This is a genomic window from Agromyces lapidis (genome assembly GCF_009749405.1).
Taxonomy (GTDB): domain Bacteria; phylum Actinomycetota; class Actinomycetes; order Actinomycetales; family Microbacteriaceae; genus Agromyces; species Agromyces lapidis.
In genome coordinates, this window is sequence record NZ_WBIQ01000009.1 from 153119 (window position 1) to 170082 (window position 16964).

At 70.1% G+C, this 16964-nt stretch carries 14 protein-coding genes; 3 read left to right on the forward strand and 11 right to left on the reverse strand.

The features are described from left to right. Positions 1 to 88: 88 nt before the first annotated feature. From GQQ93_RS15285 to GQQ93_RS15300, 4 genes are all read right to left on the reverse strand, one after another. Complete coding sequence (locus GQQ93_RS15285; protein WP_246192368.1) at positions 89 to 2074, reverse strand: ABC transporter ATP-binding protein; 1986 nt, start codon at positions 2072 to 2074, stop codon at positions 89 to 91. 140 nt (positions 2075 to 2214) lie between these two features. After that, positions 2215 to 3207 carry a carbohydrate ABC transporter permease gene (locus GQQ93_RS15290; RefSeq protein ID WP_157425103.1) on the reverse strand — a complete coding sequence of 331 codons (993 nt, stop codon included), beginning with the start codon at positions 3205 to 3207 and terminating at the stop codon, positions 2215 to 2217. Beyond that, positions 3204 to 4175: a carbohydrate ABC transporter permease gene (locus GQQ93_RS15295; RefSeq protein WP_157425104.1), complete on the reverse strand. Its 972-nt coding sequence runs from the start codon at positions 4173 to 4175 to the stop codon at positions 3204 to 3206. The genes GQQ93_RS15290 and GQQ93_RS15295 overlap by 4 nt, the downstream gene beginning before the upstream one ends. 109 nt (positions 4176 to 4284) lie before the next feature. Then, positions 4285 to 5634 (reverse strand): ABC transporter substrate-binding protein, encoded by a 1350-nt coding sequence (locus GQQ93_RS15300; RefSeq protein WP_157425105.1) that lies wholly within the window; start codon positions 5632 to 5634, stop codon positions 4285 to 4287. 245 nt (positions 5635 to 5879) lie between these two features. Between GQQ93_RS15300 and GQQ93_RS15305 the strand changes: the two genes are divergently transcribed. Further along, positions 5880 to 6905: a LacI family DNA-binding transcriptional regulator gene (locus GQQ93_RS15305; RefSeq protein WP_157425106.1), complete on the forward strand. Its 1026-nt coding sequence runs from the start codon at positions 5880 to 5882 to the stop codon at positions 6903 to 6905. 15 nt (positions 6906 to 6920) lie between these two features. Here the strand turns inward: GQQ93_RS15305 and GQQ93_RS15310 are convergent, their stop codons facing one another. The 4 genes from GQQ93_RS15310 to rplJ form a co-directional block, all read right to left on the reverse strand. Beyond that, complete coding sequence (locus tag GQQ93_RS15310) at positions 6921 to 8177, reverse strand: MFS transporter (protein WP_246192356.1); 1257 nt, start codon at positions 8175 to 8177, stop codon at positions 6921 to 6923. After that, on the reverse strand, positions 8174 to 8647 hold the full coding sequence (locus GQQ93_RS15315) for a MarR family winged helix-turn-helix transcriptional regulator (RefSeq protein WP_157425107.1): 474 nt from the start codon (positions 8645 to 8647) through the stop codon (positions 8174 to 8176). Before GQQ93_RS15315 ends, GQQ93_RS15310 begins: the two co-directional genes overlap by 4 nt. Positions 8648 to 8889: 242 nt before the next feature. Continuing rightward, the gene (rplL, locus tag GQQ93_RS15320; RefSeq protein ID WP_157425108.1) at positions 8890 to 9270 is read right to left on the reverse strand and encodes a 50S ribosomal protein L7/L12; all 381 of its coding nucleotides are present in this window, start codon (positions 9268 to 9270) and stop codon (positions 8890 to 8892) included. A gap of 49 nt (positions 9271 to 9319) precedes the next feature. After that, entirely contained in the window at positions 9320 to 9808 is a 489-nt protein-coding gene (gene rplJ, locus GQQ93_RS15325) for a 50S ribosomal protein L10 (RefSeq protein WP_157425109.1), read from the reverse strand. Between the two features lie 361 nt (positions 9809 to 10169). Between rplJ and GQQ93_RS15330 the strand changes: the two genes are divergently transcribed. Continuing rightward, complete coding sequence (locus GQQ93_RS15330; protein ID WP_157425110.1) at positions 10170 to 11903, forward strand: MDR family MFS transporter; 1734 nt, start codon at positions 10170 to 10172, stop codon at positions 11901 to 11903. Between the two features lie 10 nt (positions 11904 to 11913). Further along, complete coding sequence (locus tag GQQ93_RS15335; RefSeq protein ID WP_170296219.1) at positions 11914 to 12375, forward strand: MarR family winged helix-turn-helix transcriptional regulator; 462 nt, start codon at positions 11914 to 11916, stop codon at positions 12373 to 12375. 88 nt (positions 12376 to 12463) lie between these two features. On the opposite strand, the gene GQQ93_RS15340 is transcribed toward GQQ93_RS15335, so the two are convergent. From GQQ93_RS15340 to GQQ93_RS15350, 3 genes are all read right to left on the reverse strand, one after another. Then, positions 12464 to 14311 carry a Xaa-Pro dipeptidyl-peptidase gene (locus GQQ93_RS15340; RefSeq protein WP_157425112.1) on the reverse strand — a complete coding sequence of 616 codons (1848 nt, stop codon included), beginning with the start codon at positions 14309 to 14311 and terminating at the stop codon, positions 12464 to 12466. 168 nt (positions 14312 to 14479) lie between these two features. Next, positions 14480 to 16066, reverse strand: coding sequence for a sensor histidine kinase (locus GQQ93_RS15345; protein ID WP_157425113.1), 1587 nt, complete (start codon positions 16064 to 16066; stop codon positions 14480 to 14482). After that, positions 16063 to 16812, reverse strand: a complete 750-nt coding sequence (locus GQQ93_RS15350) for a response regulator transcription factor (RefSeq protein WP_157425114.1) — start codon at positions 16810 to 16812, stop codon at positions 16063 to 16065. Before GQQ93_RS15350 ends, GQQ93_RS15345 begins: the two co-directional genes overlap by 4 nt. Positions 16813 to 16964 lie beyond the last annotated feature (152 nt).

Below are 16964 nucleotides of genomic sequence, written 5' to 3' on the forward strand. Positions count from 1 at the left end.
GCTCGCCCCCCTCGGCCCCCCGGCACGTAACGCTCCACACTCTATTGGGGTGTCCCCCACACGACGCAAGGGCGAATTCCGAGCGGGATCAGGGTTCGAGCGCCCCGGCCCCCTGCACCGGCCGCTCCTCCTGCTGGCGGTAGAGCGAGGCGTACACGCCGCCGGCATCGACGAGCTCGGCGTGCGTGCCGCGCTCGACGATGCGGCCGGCGACCACCACGAAGATGACGTCGGCGGCGACGACCGTCGAGAGGCGGTGCGCGATCGCGATGGTCGTGCGCCCGCGCGCCGCGTCGTCGAGGGCCTGCTGCACGACGCGCTCCGAGATGGTGTCGAGCGCGCTCGTCGCCTCGTCGAGCACGAGCACCGCCGGATCCTTGAGCAGCACGCGGGCGATCGCGATGCGCTGTTTCTCGCCGCCGGAGAGGCGGTAGCCGCGCTCGCCCACGACGGTGTCGTAGCCGTCGGGGAAGGAGGCGATCGTGTCGTGGATGTTCGCGGCCCTGGCCGCGGCCTCGAGCTCGGCGTCCGTGGCATCCGGCCTGGCGTATCGCAGGTTCTCGGCAATCGTCGCGTGGAACAGGTACGTCTCCTGGCTCACGATGCCGATGTGCGACATGAGCGACTCCTGCCGAAGCTCGCGCACATCGACGCCCGCGAAGCGCACGGTGCCCGAGGATGCCTCGTACAGCCGCGGCACGAGGTACGAGACCGTCGTCTTGCCGGCACCGCTCGGCCCCACGAATGCGGCGAACTGGCCGGGCTCGATCGTGAAGCTCACGCCGTCGAGCGTCGGGCGCGACTCGTCGTCGGCGTCGGGGTAGCGGAACGACACCTCGTCGAACTCGACGCGGCCGAGGGCGCCCCGCGTGCCGGGCACCTCGCCGACGTCGGCCGCACCGTCGGGCGCGACGCCGTGCCCGACCGGCACTTCGCGGGCCTCCGGTGCATCCGTGATCGTCGGGCGCAGGTCGAGGTACTCGAAGATGCGCGCGAACAGCGCGCTCGAGGTCTGCAGGTCGAGCGCGACGCGCATGAGCCCCATGAGCGGGAACAGCAGCCGCGCCTGCACGGTCGTGAACGCGACGATGGTGCCGGCGGTGAGGCCGGCGGTGCCGCCCGCGATGAGCCAGCCCGCCACCAGGTACACGATCGCGGGGATCGACGACATGAAGATGTTCACCATCGCGAAGAACCACTGGCCGGTCATCTGCTGCTTGACCTGGAGCCGGATCTGATTGCGGTTCTCCTCGGCGTAGCGCTCGATCTCGCTCCGCTGCCGCGTGAAGCTCTTCGACAGCAGGATGCCCGACACGCTCAGCGTCTCCTGCGTGATCGCCGTCATCTCCGACAGCGACTCCTGCGTCTTGCCCGCGATGCGCGCCCGCACCTGCCCGACCCGGCGCTGCGCGATCACCATGAACGGCATCAGCACGAGGGCGATGAGCGTCAGTTGCCAGTTCAGCAGCAGCATCGCGATGAACGCCGAGATGACGGTGACCGTGTTGCCGAGCACGCTCGACACGGTGTTCGTGAGCACGCCGGCGACGCCGCCGACGTCGTTCTGCAGGCGCGACTGGATGATGCCCGTCTTCGTGCGGGTGAAGAAGCTCAGCTCCATCGCCTGCAGGTGCGTGAACAGCCGCACGCGCAGGGTGCCCATGACGCTGTTGCCGATCGTGGCGGTGAGCCAGGTCTGCCAGACGCCGAGCAGCGCCGAGACGACGAACACCGCGATCATCGCGATGACGAGCCACATGAGCACCGGCAGGTTCGGTCCCGACACCGCTCCGCTCGCGTCGACCGGGAACAAGCCGTCGTCGAACGCGCGCTGGGTGAGCAGGGGCGGGATGATGGCGAGCGCCGCCCCGACGAGCACGAGCACGACCGTCGTGACGAGCGCACCCCGGTGCGGGGCGAAGAGCTCGGCGATGCGCCGCAACAGGTGCGGAATCTTCGGCGCCTCGGCGTTGGCCGCCCGCTGCGCCGACTCGTCGGAGGAGGCGATGCGCGTGCGCGCCGTGCCGTAGCGCCCGACCTGTGCGCCCCCGCCACCGCCCCCACCGCCGTGCATGCTCATGGCTTCACCCTACGACCGCGATCGCACCGGGCTGCCCTCGGTTCGCCTCGGGCGGAGCGGTCCGCCGCCGCAACGGCAGCACGGATGCCGCGTGGTCGACCACGCGGCATCCGGCTCCCCCTGCCCGTTGCGGGTCAGCCCTTCGTCGATCCGGCGAGCAGCCCGCGCACGAAGTAGCGCTGCAGGCTGAAGAACACGATGAGCGGCACGACGAGCGAGACGAAGGCCGCGGCCGTCAGGCGCTGCCAGGTCTGCCCCCGCTGGCCGGCGAGCTCGGCGAGGCGCTGCGTGAGCGGCGCGACGTCGGCGGTGCCGCCCGAGAACACGAGCGCGACGAGCAGGTCGTTCCAGACCCAGAGGAACTGGAAGATCGCGAACGACGCGAGGATCGGCACGGAGAGCGGCACCACGATGCGGAGGAAGATCTGGCCGTGCGTGGCCCCGTCGACGCGCGCGGCCTCCATGAGCTCGCGCGGGATCTCGGAGATGAAGTTGTGCAGCAGGAAGATCGCGAGCGGCAGACCGAAGATCGTGTGCGCGATCCACACCTGCACGTACGTCTCGTCGGGGATGATCGGCACGACGCCGTGCAGCCACTCCTGCGCGGGCTTCAGCGTCGTGGTGAAGATCTGGAGCAGCGGGATGAGCGCCATCTGCAGCGGCACGATCTGCAGCGCGAAGATGATCACGAACACCCAGTCGGCGAAGGGGAACTTGATCCAGGCGAGCGCGTAGGCGGCCATCGCGGCGAGGACCGTCGCGAAGACGACCACCGGGATCGTGATCGCGAGCGAGTTCACGAAGTACGAGCCGAGCTGGGGCGCCGACGACGACGCCGAGAACAGGACCTCGTTGTAGTTGTCGAGCGTCCAGCCCCAATTCTCGAACGCCGTCCACCAGCCCGTCGTGTTGATGAGTTCGGCGGGCCGGAACGAGGAGACGAACAGCCCGAAGGTCGGCACTGTCCACAGCACCGCGATGAGCAGGGCGAACGCGGTCCCCCGGCGCGAGGTCAGGCGGCGCTTGACGCGTGCCGCCTTCGTGCCGTCGAGGTTGTAGCCGCGCCGGGCGGCGGCGTCGAGCTCTCTCACGACAGCCCGGTCGGTCGAACCGGTGGTCTGGCTCATCGGATCTCCCTCTGCTTGCGGAGCACGCGGATGTTGTAGACCACGACCGGCACGACGAGCAGGAACAGCACCAGCGCGAGCGCTGCTCCGCGACCGGGCTCGGCCGCACGGAACGCCTGGGTGTACATCTCGTTCGCGATCACGCTCGTGTTGAAGTTGCCGCCGGTCATGACGCGCACGATGTCGAACACCTTGAGCGTCGCGATCGTGATCGTCGTGACCACGACGACGAGGCCGCCCCTGATGCCGGGCAGCGTCACGTTGCGGAACCGCTGCCAGTTGGTCGCCCCGTCGAGCTCGGCCGCCTCGAGCTGCTCGGAGGGGATGCCCTTGATCGATGCGGAGAGCACGACGACCGCGAAACCGGTCTGCACCCAGATCATGACGATGATGAGCAGGATCGTGTTGACGATCGGCTCCTGCAGCCAGAGCACCGGCTCTCCGCCGAACCAGACCACGACCTGGTTGAGCAGGCCGATCTGGGGCCTGGCGGCCGGGCGGTACTCGTAGACGAACTTCCAGATGATGCCCGCACCGACGAACGAGATCGCGACGGGCATGAACACGAGCGACTTGTAGATGCGCTCGCCGCGCGATCGGTCGATGAACACCGCGTAGGCGAGGCCCACCGCGGTCGAGAGCGTCGGCACGAGCACGACCCAGAGGATCGTGTTGCCGAGGGTCTGCAGCGCCTCGGGCTGGGTGAACATCCAGACGTAGTTGTCGAAGCCGATGAAGTCGCCGGCGCGATTGGTGAACGACGTGAAGGCGGTGCGCACCGCCGGGTAGAGCAGGCCCACCGCCAGCAGGATGCAGGCGGGGGCGAGGAACAGGACGAGCTGATACCAGTCACGACCGCGCTTGGGAGCACGGTCGATCAGGAAGAGGATCAGCCCGATGACGGCCGCGAAGATCGCGAGCCCGAGCAGGATCTGGAAGATCTTGCCGAGCAGGTCGGCTGTGGTCACCTCGAGGGCCTCCGATCGCAGAAGGATACGACGACGGTCCGGCGCGCCGCGACGCGCCGTGGGGTCGGAGCACCCCGGGGCCGCGCACGGCGCGACCCCGGGGCATCCGTCACTCCTGCGGCCAGCTCGCTTCGATGAAGTCGAGCGTGTCGGCCGTGCTCTTGCCGCCGATCCAGTCGACCATGCCGGTCCAGAACGTACCGGAACCGACCGCGGCGGGCATCACATCGGAGCCGTCGAAGCGGAACGTGGTGTTCGGGTCCTGCAGGAGGGCGACCGATGCCTTCAGCAGTTCGCTGCCCGCGTTCTCGGGGTCGAGCCCGGTGTTGGCGCTGATGACGCCGCCGAGGCTGACCCGCGAGTTCGCCCACTCGGGGCTCGACAGGTACGTCTGCACGGCCACGACCTCGTCGGTGTCGGCGAATGCCGCGACGATCTCGCCGCCGCCCGTGACCGCGTTGGCGCCGGCCTCGGTGCCCGGCAGCATGAACGCCCACACGTCGCCGTCTTCGGCGACCGTGGTGCCCTCGGGCCAGAAGCCCTCGTAGAACGAGGCCTGGTGGTGCATCGCGCAGGCGTTGTCCATGATGGGCAGGCCCGCGTCGCCGAAGTCGGTCGTCGCGATCGAGCGCACGTCGCCGAGACCGCCGTTGACGTTGTCGTCGGTGCGGATGAACTCGCCGACCGAGTCGAACGCCTCGGCGATCGCCGCGTCGTTGAACGGGATCTCGTGCGTCGTCCACTGGTCGTAGACCTCGGGGCCCGACATGCGGAGCACGAAGTCCTCGACCCAGTCGGTGCCGGGCCAGCCGGTCGCGACGCCGGAGGCGAAGCCGACGCACCACGGCTTGTCGACCGCGCCCGAATCGCGGATCTCGTCGGTCAGTGCGGCGAGCTCGTCGAGCGTCTCGGGCACCGCCCAGCCGTTCTCCTCGAAGAGCGTCGGCGAATACCAGATCCAGCCCTTGATGTTCGCCATCAGCGGGGCGCCGTACAGGGTGCCGTCGACGGTGCCGTAGGCGGCCCAGTCGTCGGACCAGTACTCGGCCACGTTGTCGGCGACCGCTTCGGGAGCGGGCAGCAGGTCGCCCTGCTGGGCGAGGCGCGCGATGAGGCCCGGCTGCGGGGTGATCCCGAGGTCGGGCGGGTTGCCGCCTTCGATGCGGACGTTGAGCTGCTCCTCGTACTGGTCGGAGCCCTCGTAGACGATGTCGATGCCGGTGCAGTTCTCGAAGTCGGCCCAGGACTGGTTCAGCAGTTCGGCCTCGGGGTCGAGGATCGTGCCGTAGACGTCGACCTCGGTGCCGTCGTCGAAGGCGCCGTAGGTCTCGTAGGGCCCGCAGTCCCCGGTCGCCGTTTCGTCGTTCGCGGTGTCGCCCGTGCAGGCCGTGAGCGTGAGACCGACCGCTGCGGCCACCACGACGGGGGCCATCAGACGGCGATGCCGTGTGAATCTCATGTCATCTCCTCGTTGAGTGTGGTGCAGGGCGGAGCCGGTAACCGGTTCCAGACCCCACGCTAGGCCAGGGGTACTGGCGTCCACAAGGGAACCGTGGTCACGAATCAGTCACCGTACAGACGTGCGGGTTCACTGTGCGAGAGCGCTCCCACGCGTCGTCGGGCGATTCTTCCGGAACCGGTTCCATCCCAAGCCGGTCTGCCACTAGGCTCGGCCCCGGAACTGCCCGACGGAGGGGGTTGCGGATGGCGGCCATCGGCGATGTCGCGCGCCTGGCGGGCGTGTCGAAGGCGACCGCCTCGCGAGCGCTCTCCGGAGGCGGCCACGTCGCCGCCGACACCCGCAGGCGGGTCGAGGCCGCGGCATCCGAGATCGGGTACATCGCCTCGCCCGCCGCCGCCAGCCTCGTCACCGGACGCACGAAGAACGTGGGCGTCGTCATCCCGATCGTGAACCGGTGGTTCTTCGGCGAGGTGCTCGAAGGCATCGAGCGCGCGCTGCTCTCAGCGGGGTACGACCTGACGCTCTACAACGTCGGCGAGCACGGTCCTGCGCGCGATCGGGTGTTCGAGTTCTTCCTCGCACGCAAGCGCGTCGACGCGGTCATCGCGATCGGCGTCGACCTCGCCGAGCACGAGGCGGCGAGACTCGCGCAGAGCGGCAAACCGCTCGTCTGCCTCGGCGGGCGCGGCGCCGTCGACGCCCGGCTCGCGATCGACGACCACGCCGTCGGCACGCTCGCCACCGAGCACCTCCTCGGCCTCGGCCACACCCGCATCGCGCACCTGGCGGGCCTCGACGCCGTGGCCGAGCCGGGCAGCGTGCCGGGCGAACGGCTGCGGGGCTATCTCGACGCGCTCGCCTCCGCCGGCCTCGCGCCGGGCGAGGGCCACGTCGTCGAGGCCGACACCACGATGCCGGCCGGATGCACCGGGGCGCTGCAGCTCCTCGGCCGGCCCGGCCCGCGCCCGACCGCGCTGTTCGCCGCCTCCGACGAGATGGCGATCGGGGCGATGATCGCCGCCGAGCGGCTCGGCATCGCGGTGCCCGGCGAGCTCTCGGTCATCGGCGTCGACGGCCACGAGTACGCCGAGATGTTCGGACTCACCACGGTCGAGCAGGCGCCGGGCGAGCAGGGCCGCCTCGCCGTCGACGCCGTGCTGCGCCTGCTCGGCGAGGGCGAGGTCGCCGACCCGCTCCCCGATTCGGGCGCCCCGCTGCCGACCCGCCTCGTGGTGCGCTCGAGCACGACCGCACCGCCGCGCGGCTGAGCGCGCGACACCGCCTCAGGCGGCATCGCCCACCGTGATCGCCTCGGCCTCGCGCTCGGACGCCCCGGCGCCGTGCTCGACCCGGTCGACCCGGCGCAGCGCGCGGTGACCCGCCACGACGACGAGGGCAGCGATGAGCACCGACCCGGCCGCTGCGTAGTACGGCGCCGACGGCGAGATCAGGTGCGCGAGCTCGGCGGCGGCGGGCGGGGCGAGGGCGCCGCCCAGGAACCGCACCGCGGAGTACGCGCTCGACGCCACGGATCGCTGGAGATCGGTCGCCTCCATCACGCACTCGGTGAGCACCGTGTTGAGCACGCCGAGCACGAGTCCGCCGACGACGATGCAGACGACGAGCGCCGTCGGATCCTCGATGAACAGCCCGGCCGCCACAAGGTCGAGCGAGAGCAGCGGCAGCGCGATCCACAGCACACGGGTGCGCGGCATCCTCGCCGTGAGCAGCGGGGCGACGAACACCGAGGTGATCGCGAGGGCGAGGCCCCAGCCGAAGAACGTGAACCCGAGTCCGAGGGCGTCGAACCCCAGGGGGAACGGGGAGTACGCGAGCAGCACGAAGAAGCCGATGTTGTAGAACAGGGCGGCCGCGGCGAGCACCGCGAGCGCAGGCTGGCGCAGCGCCCTGATCGGGGCGGAGAGCCTCGTCGGCTCGGGCCGGGCCGAGGCATCCCGTTCGTCCTTCAGGAAGACGACGATCGCGATGAAGCCGACGGCCATGAGCGCTGCGGTGCCGAAGAACGGGCCGCGCCAGCTGACGTGGCCGAGCAGGCCCCCGAGCAGCGGCCCGACCGCGATGCCGAGGCCGAGCGCCGCCTCGTAGAGGATGATCGCCGAGCCCGTGCCGCCTGCCGCGGCGCCGACGATCGTCGCGAGCGCGGTCGAGATGAACAGGGCGTTGCCGAGGCCCCACCCGGCGCGGAATCCGATGACCTCCTCGACGTTCTGCGAGAGGCCGGCGGCCGCGGCGAAGACGATGATGAGCGCGAGCCCGATGAGCAGCGTCTTCTTCGCGCCGATGCGGCTCGACAGCCAGCTCGTGCCGAGCATCGCGAGCCCGGTGATGAGCAGGTAGCTCGTGAAGAGCATCTCGGTCTCGGTCGGCGTCGCCTGCAGGCTCTCGGCGATCGCCGGCAGGATCGGGTCGACGAGGCCGATGCCCATGAACGCGATGACGCACGCGAAGGCGACGGCCCAGACGGCCTTCGGCTGCTTCAGGATCGATGCGGATGTCTCGTGGCTGGCGTGTGCGGTCACGCGGTCGGTGCTCCATTCCGCGCGGCGTCGTCCGCGCGCTCGATTCGGGTGCGGATGATCGCCACGGCGCGGGCGAGCGCCGCGCGCTCGTCGTCGGCGAGGTCGTCGAAGTAGAGGGCCATCTCGCCGGCGAGCTGCTCGCGCCAGTCGTCGAGCGCGGCGAGACCGCTGGGGTCGGCCGAGATGAGCCAGGCGCGTGCGTCGTTCGCGTCGGCGATGCGACGGATCCAGCCGCGCTCGTCGAGCGTGTGCACGAGCTTGGTCATCGTGGGCTGGCTGACCCGGCTGACCCGGGCGAGCTCGCCGAGGCGCATGGGGCCGAGGTCGCGCAGCACGGCGATCGTGCGCCAGACGGCGGGCGATTCGGCGGATGCGGTCGCGGCGGCGGCGAGGCGGGTGAGGCGGTGATTCACCGAGACGAGATCGCCGATGAGCGCGGTCAGGCCCGACGTGTCGGTGGAAGATTGCATAGCTCAACTATATAGCCGTGCTATCTATTTGTCGAGTGGCGTCCGAGTCGCCAGAAAGCGTTCGAACTTCGCCCTGGAATCACGGATTCTGGCGACTCGGGTCCGCGACGGCTCGGGAACGGCGCCGCGACCGAGCCCCGAAACGACGGATGCCCCGTGGTCGATGATCGACCACGGGGCATCCGTGTGCTTGGTGACGCAGGTCACCTCAAGCCGCGAGCGCCGAGAACCGGCGCACGGGATTACTTGAGGGTGACGGTGGCGCCGGCCTCCTCGAGGGCAGCCTTCGCCTTCTCGGCGGTCTCCTTGTTCGCGCCCTCGAGCACGGCCTTGGGAGCACCGTCGACGACGGCCTTGGCCTCGCCGAGGCCGAGCGAGGTGAGCTCGCGGACGGTCTTGATGACCTGGATCTTCTTGTCGCCGGCAGCCTCGAGGATGACGTCGAAGGAGTCCTTCTCCTCGACCTCTTCGGCAGCGCCCGCGCCGCCGGCGCCGGCAACGGCGACGGGAGCAGCAGCGGTGACCTCGAACTTCTCCTCGAACGCCTTCACGAACTCGCTGAGCTCGACAAGCGTGAGACCAGCGAACTGCTCGAGCAGCTCTTCGGTGGTGAGCTTCGCCATGATGTTTCTCCTAATGGTGGGGTTTTTGTAGAACGAGTCCGTCGGGCGCTTACGCGGCCTCGGCGGTCTCCAGCTTTTCGCGAAGCGCGTCGATGGTGGCGGCAGCCTTGCCCATCGTCGCCTTCATCATGCCCGCTGCCTTCGCAAGCAGAACCTCGCGGCTCTCGAGCGAGGCGTACTTGTTGACCTCGTCGGCGTCGAGGGTCTTGCCCTCGAAGACGCCGCCCTTGATCACAAGATTCGGGTTCGCCTTGGCGAAGTCACGCACGGCCTTGGCGGTGGCGACGAAGTCACCATGCACGAAGGCGACGGCGGACGGACCGGTGAGGTCGGCGTCCAGCGTCGTGATCCCCGCGTTGTTCGCGGCGATCTTGGTCAGCGTGTTCTTCACCACGGCGTAGTTCGCGTCCTGACGGATGCTGTTGCGCAGCTGCTTGAGCTGGGCAACCGTCAGGCCGCGGTATTCGGTCAGCAGAACGGCTGCAGAGCTCTCGAACAGGTTCGTGAGTTCGGCAACCGAGGCTTCCTTGTTCGCCATGGCCACTCCTTGTGTACTCAACGTGCATCACGGTGGCGATGCACGGCCTGGAGCGCTGGAAGCATGGGGAGAAAGAAAAAAGCTCCGGCGCAGTTGCGCGGAGCTCGGCCCGGATGACCCGGAAAGTCTTCGTCACACCTGCGCGGGCCCTTGCTTTCGCAAGACTTCGGTCGCGTTCACTCGTTTTCACGAGCACGCACGACAACCAGCGGTCTTCGGCTCCGTCAAGGGTAGCGGATGCCTCGGGCTCCGCCAAATCGGACGCCGCGCACGGTCGGACGACACCACGGGAATAGTTGACGAACATCGACAGTTGACGAAAGCAACGACTTTCTCTATAGTTGACCTTGATCAACTACTCATGCAAGGAACCTCTGTGACCTCCACGCTTCCGAACGACCTCGGGACGGCACGCACGCCGCGCCAGGTCTTCACCGCCCTCTCGGGCCTCATCATGGGCATGTTCGTCGCCGTGCTCTCGGGCACGGTCGTGTCGACCTCGATGCCCGTCATCATCGCCGACCTCGGCGGCGACCAGTCCGCCTACACCTGGGTCATCACGGCGAGCCTGCTCGCGACCGCCGTCTCCACGCCGATCTGGGGCAAGCTCGCCGACCTCGTCGACCGCAAGATGCTGCTGCAGATCGCGCTCGGCCTCTTCGTCGTCGGCACCGTCGTCGCCGGCTTCTCGCAGTCGACCGGCATGCTCATCGCCGTGCGCGTCGTGCAGGGCCTCGGCGCCGGCGGCCTCATGTCGCTCGTCATGATCGCGGTCGCCCTCATCATCTCGCCGCGCGAACGCGGCAAGTACATGGGCGTCGTCGGCGGCATCATGGCCCTCGCGACGATCGGCGGACCGCTGCTCGGCGGCGTCATCACCGACGCCTTCGGCTGGCGCGCCAACTTCTTCATCGGCGTGCCCTTCGCAGTCGCCGCGATCATCCTCATCCAGCGAACGCTGCACCTGCCGAAGCCGAACCGCGAGCGCGTGAAGATCGACTACCTCGGCGCGATCCTCCTCACCGTCGGCGTCTCGCTCCTCCTCATCTGGGTGTCGATGGGCGGCAACCAGTTCGAGTGGAACTCCGTCGAGAGCTTCGCCATCATCGGCGTCTCGGCCGCGGCGATCATCGGCTTCATCGTCACCGAGTTCCTCGTCGAGGAGCCCATCGTGCCGATGACCCTCTTCACGAACCGCACCTTCACCCTCTCGGTGATCGCGTCGATCTCGATCGGCGTGGCGATGTTCGCGACGAGCGTCTTCCTCGCGCAGTACTTCCAGCTCGCCCGCGGCGCCACCCCGACCGAGTCGGGCCTCATGACCATCCCGATGATCGTCGGCCAGATGGGTGCCTCGATCGGCATCGGCGCGCTCGTCAGCCGCTTCGGCAAGTGGAAGGGCTGGATGCTCCTCGGCTCCGTGCTGACCCTCGCCGGCGTGAGCCTGATGACCACGCTCCGCTACGACACCGACTTCACGCTCGTCTCGATCTACATGTTCGTGCTGGGCGCCGGCCTCGGCATGGTGATGCAGAACCTCACGCTCATCGTGCAGAACGACACCCCCGCGTCGCAGCTCGGCGCGGCGAGCTCGAACGTGAACTTCTTCCGGTCGATCGCCGGCACCATCGGCGTGACCGTCATGGGCTCGGTGCTCGCCACCCAGGTGACGAGCCACATCACCGACGGGCTCGCGAAGTTCACCCCCGCCTCGGCCGGCGAGGTCGATGCGCTGAAGTCGCTCGCGAGCGGCTCCCTGCCGAAGGTGTCCGAGCTCCCCGACACGATCCGCGTGATCGTCGAGGGCTCGTACGGCCGCGGCATCGCCGACGTCTTCCTCATCGCCGTGCCGCTCGCGATCGTCAGCCTCATCGCGATCGCGTTCCTGCCCAACAAGCCGCTGTCGACGAAGAACGCCGCGCAGACGCTGGCCGAGGAGGCCGAGCAGGTCGCGATCGACCTCGCCGAGGCCGAGATCGCGGCGCCGGTGACCTCGTCGATGCAGCTCGTCGACGGGTCGGATGACACGAGCGACCGCGGCGACGGGGCATCCGCCCGCGACGCCGGGGCCGAAGCCGCAGGCGCCCGCAAGTAGCATGAACGTCGTGACCGAGCCCACCGCCGACCCCGCCGCAGAGCCCACCGTCGACGAGGCGATCGCCCACGTGGAGGACCAGCTCTCCTTCGTCTTCGGCCGTGCCCGAACGGTGTGGAAGGAGGCGGCGCAGCACATCCACCCCGAGCTGAACCCTGCCGGGTACAAGCTGCTCGCGACGGTCGTCCGGCTCGGTTCGACGAACGCGCACGTGCTCACCGAGCTCTTCGACATGGACAAGAGCGTGGTGAGCCGTCAGATCCGGATGCTCGAGGAGGTCGGCCTCGTCGAGAGCCGGCCCGACGAGCGCGACGGGCGGGTGCGCGTGATCGTGCCCACGCCGCACGCGGTCGAGCGCATCACGGCGGTGCGGGCGCGCAACCAGTCGCGCCTGCACGCCGTGCTGCGCGAGCGCTCGGTCGCCGAGCTCGAGCTCTTCGCCGAGATGCTCGGCGGGCTCGCCGAGGCGTAGGCCCGCAGGCCGGCCGAGGAGCGGAGCGTATCGAGACCCTGTACGGGTCTCGATACGCTCCTTCGTCGCTCCTCGACCTCCGGAGGACTCAGCCCGCGTGCAGCGACTGCTGCAGCGCGCCCATGCCGCCGACGAGCGGCAGGTGCACCGTCGACTTCGACGGGTCGAGCGTGAGCGTCGTGCCCGGCGCCGGACGCACCGTGTACTCGTGATCGCTCGAGAGCACGACGAGCCCGATCTGCGAGCCGGCCGAGAACACGTAGTCCTTCGGCTCGAGCTCGAACGCGAAGTCGTACGACCGGCCGGGGGTGATCGGGTCGGTCACCGCGGCGGATTCGCGGTTCTCGACGTCCATCCACCCGCGGGTGATGATCTTCGGCGCGCCGGTCGTCGGGTACTCCACGAGCAGCGCCGTGAGGTTCGCCTTCGGCCGGTCGACCGAGAGGCGCAGCGACACCGAGGGCGTGCCGGAGAGGCGCATCTGCTCCCCCAGCACCTCGGTGCGGTACGCGAGGCGGTTCGGCGACGACGTCGCGGCGGCGAGGTCCGCCGCACGGAGGCTCGCGTCATCCACGAGGTCTTCGCTCGCCTTGCCGCCGGAACGCGACACCGCGATCGTGCCGACCCCGTCGGCCTCGGCCGCGCCGCCGAGCTTCAGCTTGACGTCGGCGGTCGCCGGGTCGGGCCACTCCGCGTACTCGGTGAGCGTCTTGTCCTCGCGCACGACGTAGGCCTTCGGCAGCGCCTCGACGCCGTTCTCGACGTCGTAGAGGTACCGGGTGAACCAACGGTTCAGCAGGGTGTCGTTCGGGTTGCCGCCGTGGCCGCCCTGGTGCAGGTAGATCTGGTGCGGCACGTCGTTCGCCTTGAGCTCCTCGTAGAGGTCGGCGGCGTTCTTCGTCATGACGTTCCAGTCGTTGAGCCCGTGCGCGACGAGGGTCGCGGCGCTGATCCGGTCGGCGTTCGCGAGGTAGTCGCGCTCGGCCCAGAAGGGGCTCTCGTCACCGGTGGCGCGGTCCTGGTTCGCCCGCAGCTCGTCGATGATCGGCTGGCAGATCTCCTGGTCGAAGCGGGTGTAGACGTAATCGGCGAGCACGTCGAGGTCTTCGCCCTGGTAGCCGCCGGGCGCCCGCACCGCACCGTTCGCGCGGTAGTAGTCGTACCAGTTCGAGATCGCCGAGACCGGCACGATCGCCTCGAGCCCCTCGACCCCGGTCGAGGCGACGCCGATCGGCAGCGTGCCGTTGTACGAGGTGCCGATCATGCCGACGCGGCCCGTGGTCCAGTCGGCGGCGACCTCGGTCGTGCGGTCGGGGCTCGTGTAGGCCGTCGCACGGCCGTTCAGCCAGTCGACGACGGCCTTGCCCGCCAGCGACTCGTTGGTGCCGCCCGAGGTGGGGCAGCCCTCCGACCAGCCGCTGCCGAAGCCCTCGGCGTGCACGACCGCGTAACCCCGGGGCACCCAGGTGCTCTCGAGCGAGCGCGAGATGGTCGGGCTCGTGCGGTTGCGCGGCACGTAGGCGGGCCACGGCTCCTTCTCGCTCGGCGGGTCGCCGATCTCGTGATCGACCGACCAGTTCGTGACCTGCGTGCCACCGGCGTAGTAGGGGCTCAGCTCCATGAGCACCGGAACGTCGAGGCCGGCCGACTCGGTCTCGGGAACCCGGCTCACGTCGATGTGCACGAGGTCGGGCAGGCCGTCGCGGTCGGAGTCGACCTCGCTCTCGACCCACGCCTCGTGGTTGATCCACTCGGCCGAGTTCTTGGTGAAGACGGCCTGCGAGAGACCGTCGACGAACGTCGGCTCTGCAGGCTCGGGGCTGGCGTACGCCGGCGACGCGATCGCGACGCCCGCGCAGGCGAGCGCGGCCGTCACGGCGACGGCGACGCGATGACCGCGTCGCCGCCCTGCGGTGGTAGGTACCGCTCGGATCATGCGGATGCTCCTTCGGTCGTGCCGGGGCCAGGGCCTCCACCCGCGCCGGGCGCGGTGCCACCGCCCCGTGGCTGCTCCACACGCTACGGGCGCGCGAGCACGACACGCCAGAGCGACCGGCGGCGGCGGGCAGCGGCGCGCGGGCGGCGCGCGACCGGCGGCGCTGCGCTACTCGACCGGCGACGACGGCGCGACCGGTGCCGTCGCGAGCGGCAGCTCCACCGTGAAGACCGTGCGCCCCGGCTCGCTCTCGACCTCGACCGTGCCGTGGTGCGCCTCGACCACGGCGCGCACGATGGCGAGGCCGAGGCCGGTCGACCCGGCGCGGCGCGAGCGCGAGGCATCCCCGCGTGCGAACCGCTCGAAGAGCGTGGCGCGCACCGTCTCGTCGATCCCGGGGCCGTCGTCGACGACCTGGAGGCGCACACGGTCGCCGACGACGCCGAGCCGGGCCACGACCTCGGTGCCGGCCGGCGTGTGCACCCACGCGTTCGCGAGGAGGTTCGTCAGCACCTGCCGCAGGCGGGCGTCGTCGCCCGAGACCTCGACGGCGTCGTCGGGCGCGTCGACCGACCAGTCGTGGTCGGGAGCGGCGGCCTGCGCATCGCCGACCGCGTCGACCACGATCGCGCGCAGGTCGACCCGCCCGTGCACGAGCTCGCGGCCCTCGTCGAGCCGCGCGAGCAGCAGCAGGTCCTCGACGAGTCCGGTCATGCGCAGCGACTCCGACTCGATCCGCGACAGCGCGTGCACGACGTCGTCGGGCAGCTGCCCGCCGTGCAGTCGCGTCAGTTCGGCGTAGCCCCGGATCGAGGCGAGCGGGGTGCGCAGTTCGTGCGAGGCGTCGGCGACGAAGCGACGCACCTTCTGCTCGCTCTGCTCGCGGGCGGTCAGGGCGGATGCCACGTGGCCGAGCATGCGGTTGAATGCGGAGCCGAGCCGTCCGACCTCGGTGCCGTCGTCGTCGACGTCGACCCGTTCGGCGAGCGCGACGTCGCCGCGGTCGAGCGGCAGTTCGGAGACGCGTTGCGCGGTCGCGGTGACGCGCTCGAGCGGACTGAGCGCCCTCGCGACGATGACCGAGCCGAGCCCCATCGCGACGACGAGCCCGGCGAGCGCGACGATCGTGATGGTCAGGGCGAGCTGCGAGCTGTCGGCGTTCACCTCGGCGAGCGGCAGGGCCAGCACGATGCGCACCCCCTCCCAGTCGGTCTGCTCGAGGGCGAGCGCGCGGTAGTCGCCGAGTTCGCCGACCCGGATCGAATGCGGTTCGCCGTCGGTCGGCACCCCGGCGAGCACCTCGGCGAGCTCGGCAGGCAGGTCGAGCACCCGGCCGCCCTCGGTGATGTAGCCGGCCCTCGTCTCGCCGTCGGCGGGCACGAGGGCGGCGAGGGTGCCCGCCTCCTGCCCGGGGATGTTGAGCACGAGGGAGGGCGCCGCCGAGGGGTCGCCGGGGAAGCCGGGCGGCTGGCCCGAGATGGCGAGGTTCGCACGCGAGATCGTCGAGTCGAGGTTCGCGTCGAGCCGCGCGACCGAGGAACTGTGGAACACGGCGACGCTCACGAGGCCGACGACCGCGCTCACGGCGACGAGGAGCGACGCGACGATGATGAGCAGCCGACGGCGGAGGGTCCACGGACGACCGCGGTGCGGCGCATCCGCCTCGTCGGCGACCGCGCCGACCGCGCCGGCCGCGACGGCGGCGCTCGCCTCGCGCGACGCTGCGGCGTGCCCCGGGTCGCCGGGCCGGGTCATCCGGCGGCCTTCAGCATGTACCCGGCGCCGCGGACCGTGTGGATCATGGGCGCCCGGCCGGCGTCGACCTTCTTGCGCAGGTACGAGATGTAGAGCTCGACGACCGACTCCTTGCCGCCGAAGTCGTACGACCACACCCGGTCGAGGATCTGCGCCTTCGAGAGCACGCGGCGGGGGTTGCGCATGAGGTAGCGCAGCAGCTCGAACTCGGTCGCGGTGAGCTCGATGGGCTCGCCGCCGCGCGCGACCTCGTACGAGTCCTCGTCGAGGGTGAGGTCGCCGACGGTGAGCACCGGGTCCTTCGCCTGGGCGAGCGTCAGGGTCGAGCGACGGATGAGGCCGCGCAGGCGCGCCACGACCTCCTCGAGGCTGAACGGCTTCGTGACGTAGTCGTCGCCGCCCGCGGTGAGCCCGGCGATGCGGTCGTCGAGCGAGTCCTTCGCGGTGAGGAACAGCACGGGCGTCTCGGTGCCGTCGGCGCGCACCCGCTGCAGCACCTCGAGCCCGTCGAAGTCGGGAAGCATGATGTCGAGCACGATCGCGTCGGGCCGGAACTCGCGGGCGATCTTGACCGCGGTCGCGCCGTCTCCGGCGGTGCGCACGTCCCAGCCCTCGTACTTCAGCGCCATCTTCAGCAGCTCGGTGAGCGAGTGCTCGTCGTCGACCACGAGCACCCGCACCATCGACCCGTCGCCCTTGGCGATGGCGGGAGCGCGATGGGATGCGGCGGCTGGGGTCGTGGTCATGGTTCCAGTATCCGCACCCGGCTATGCGTTTCCTATGGCTTTCATGGACGGATGCCCCGCGCCGCTCCGTCGCCGGGCGACGGCGCCTCGGCCGAGGGAGACAGGCAGATCATAGCCGCACCATCGGTCGGCCACAGCACGGCTGCCTAATG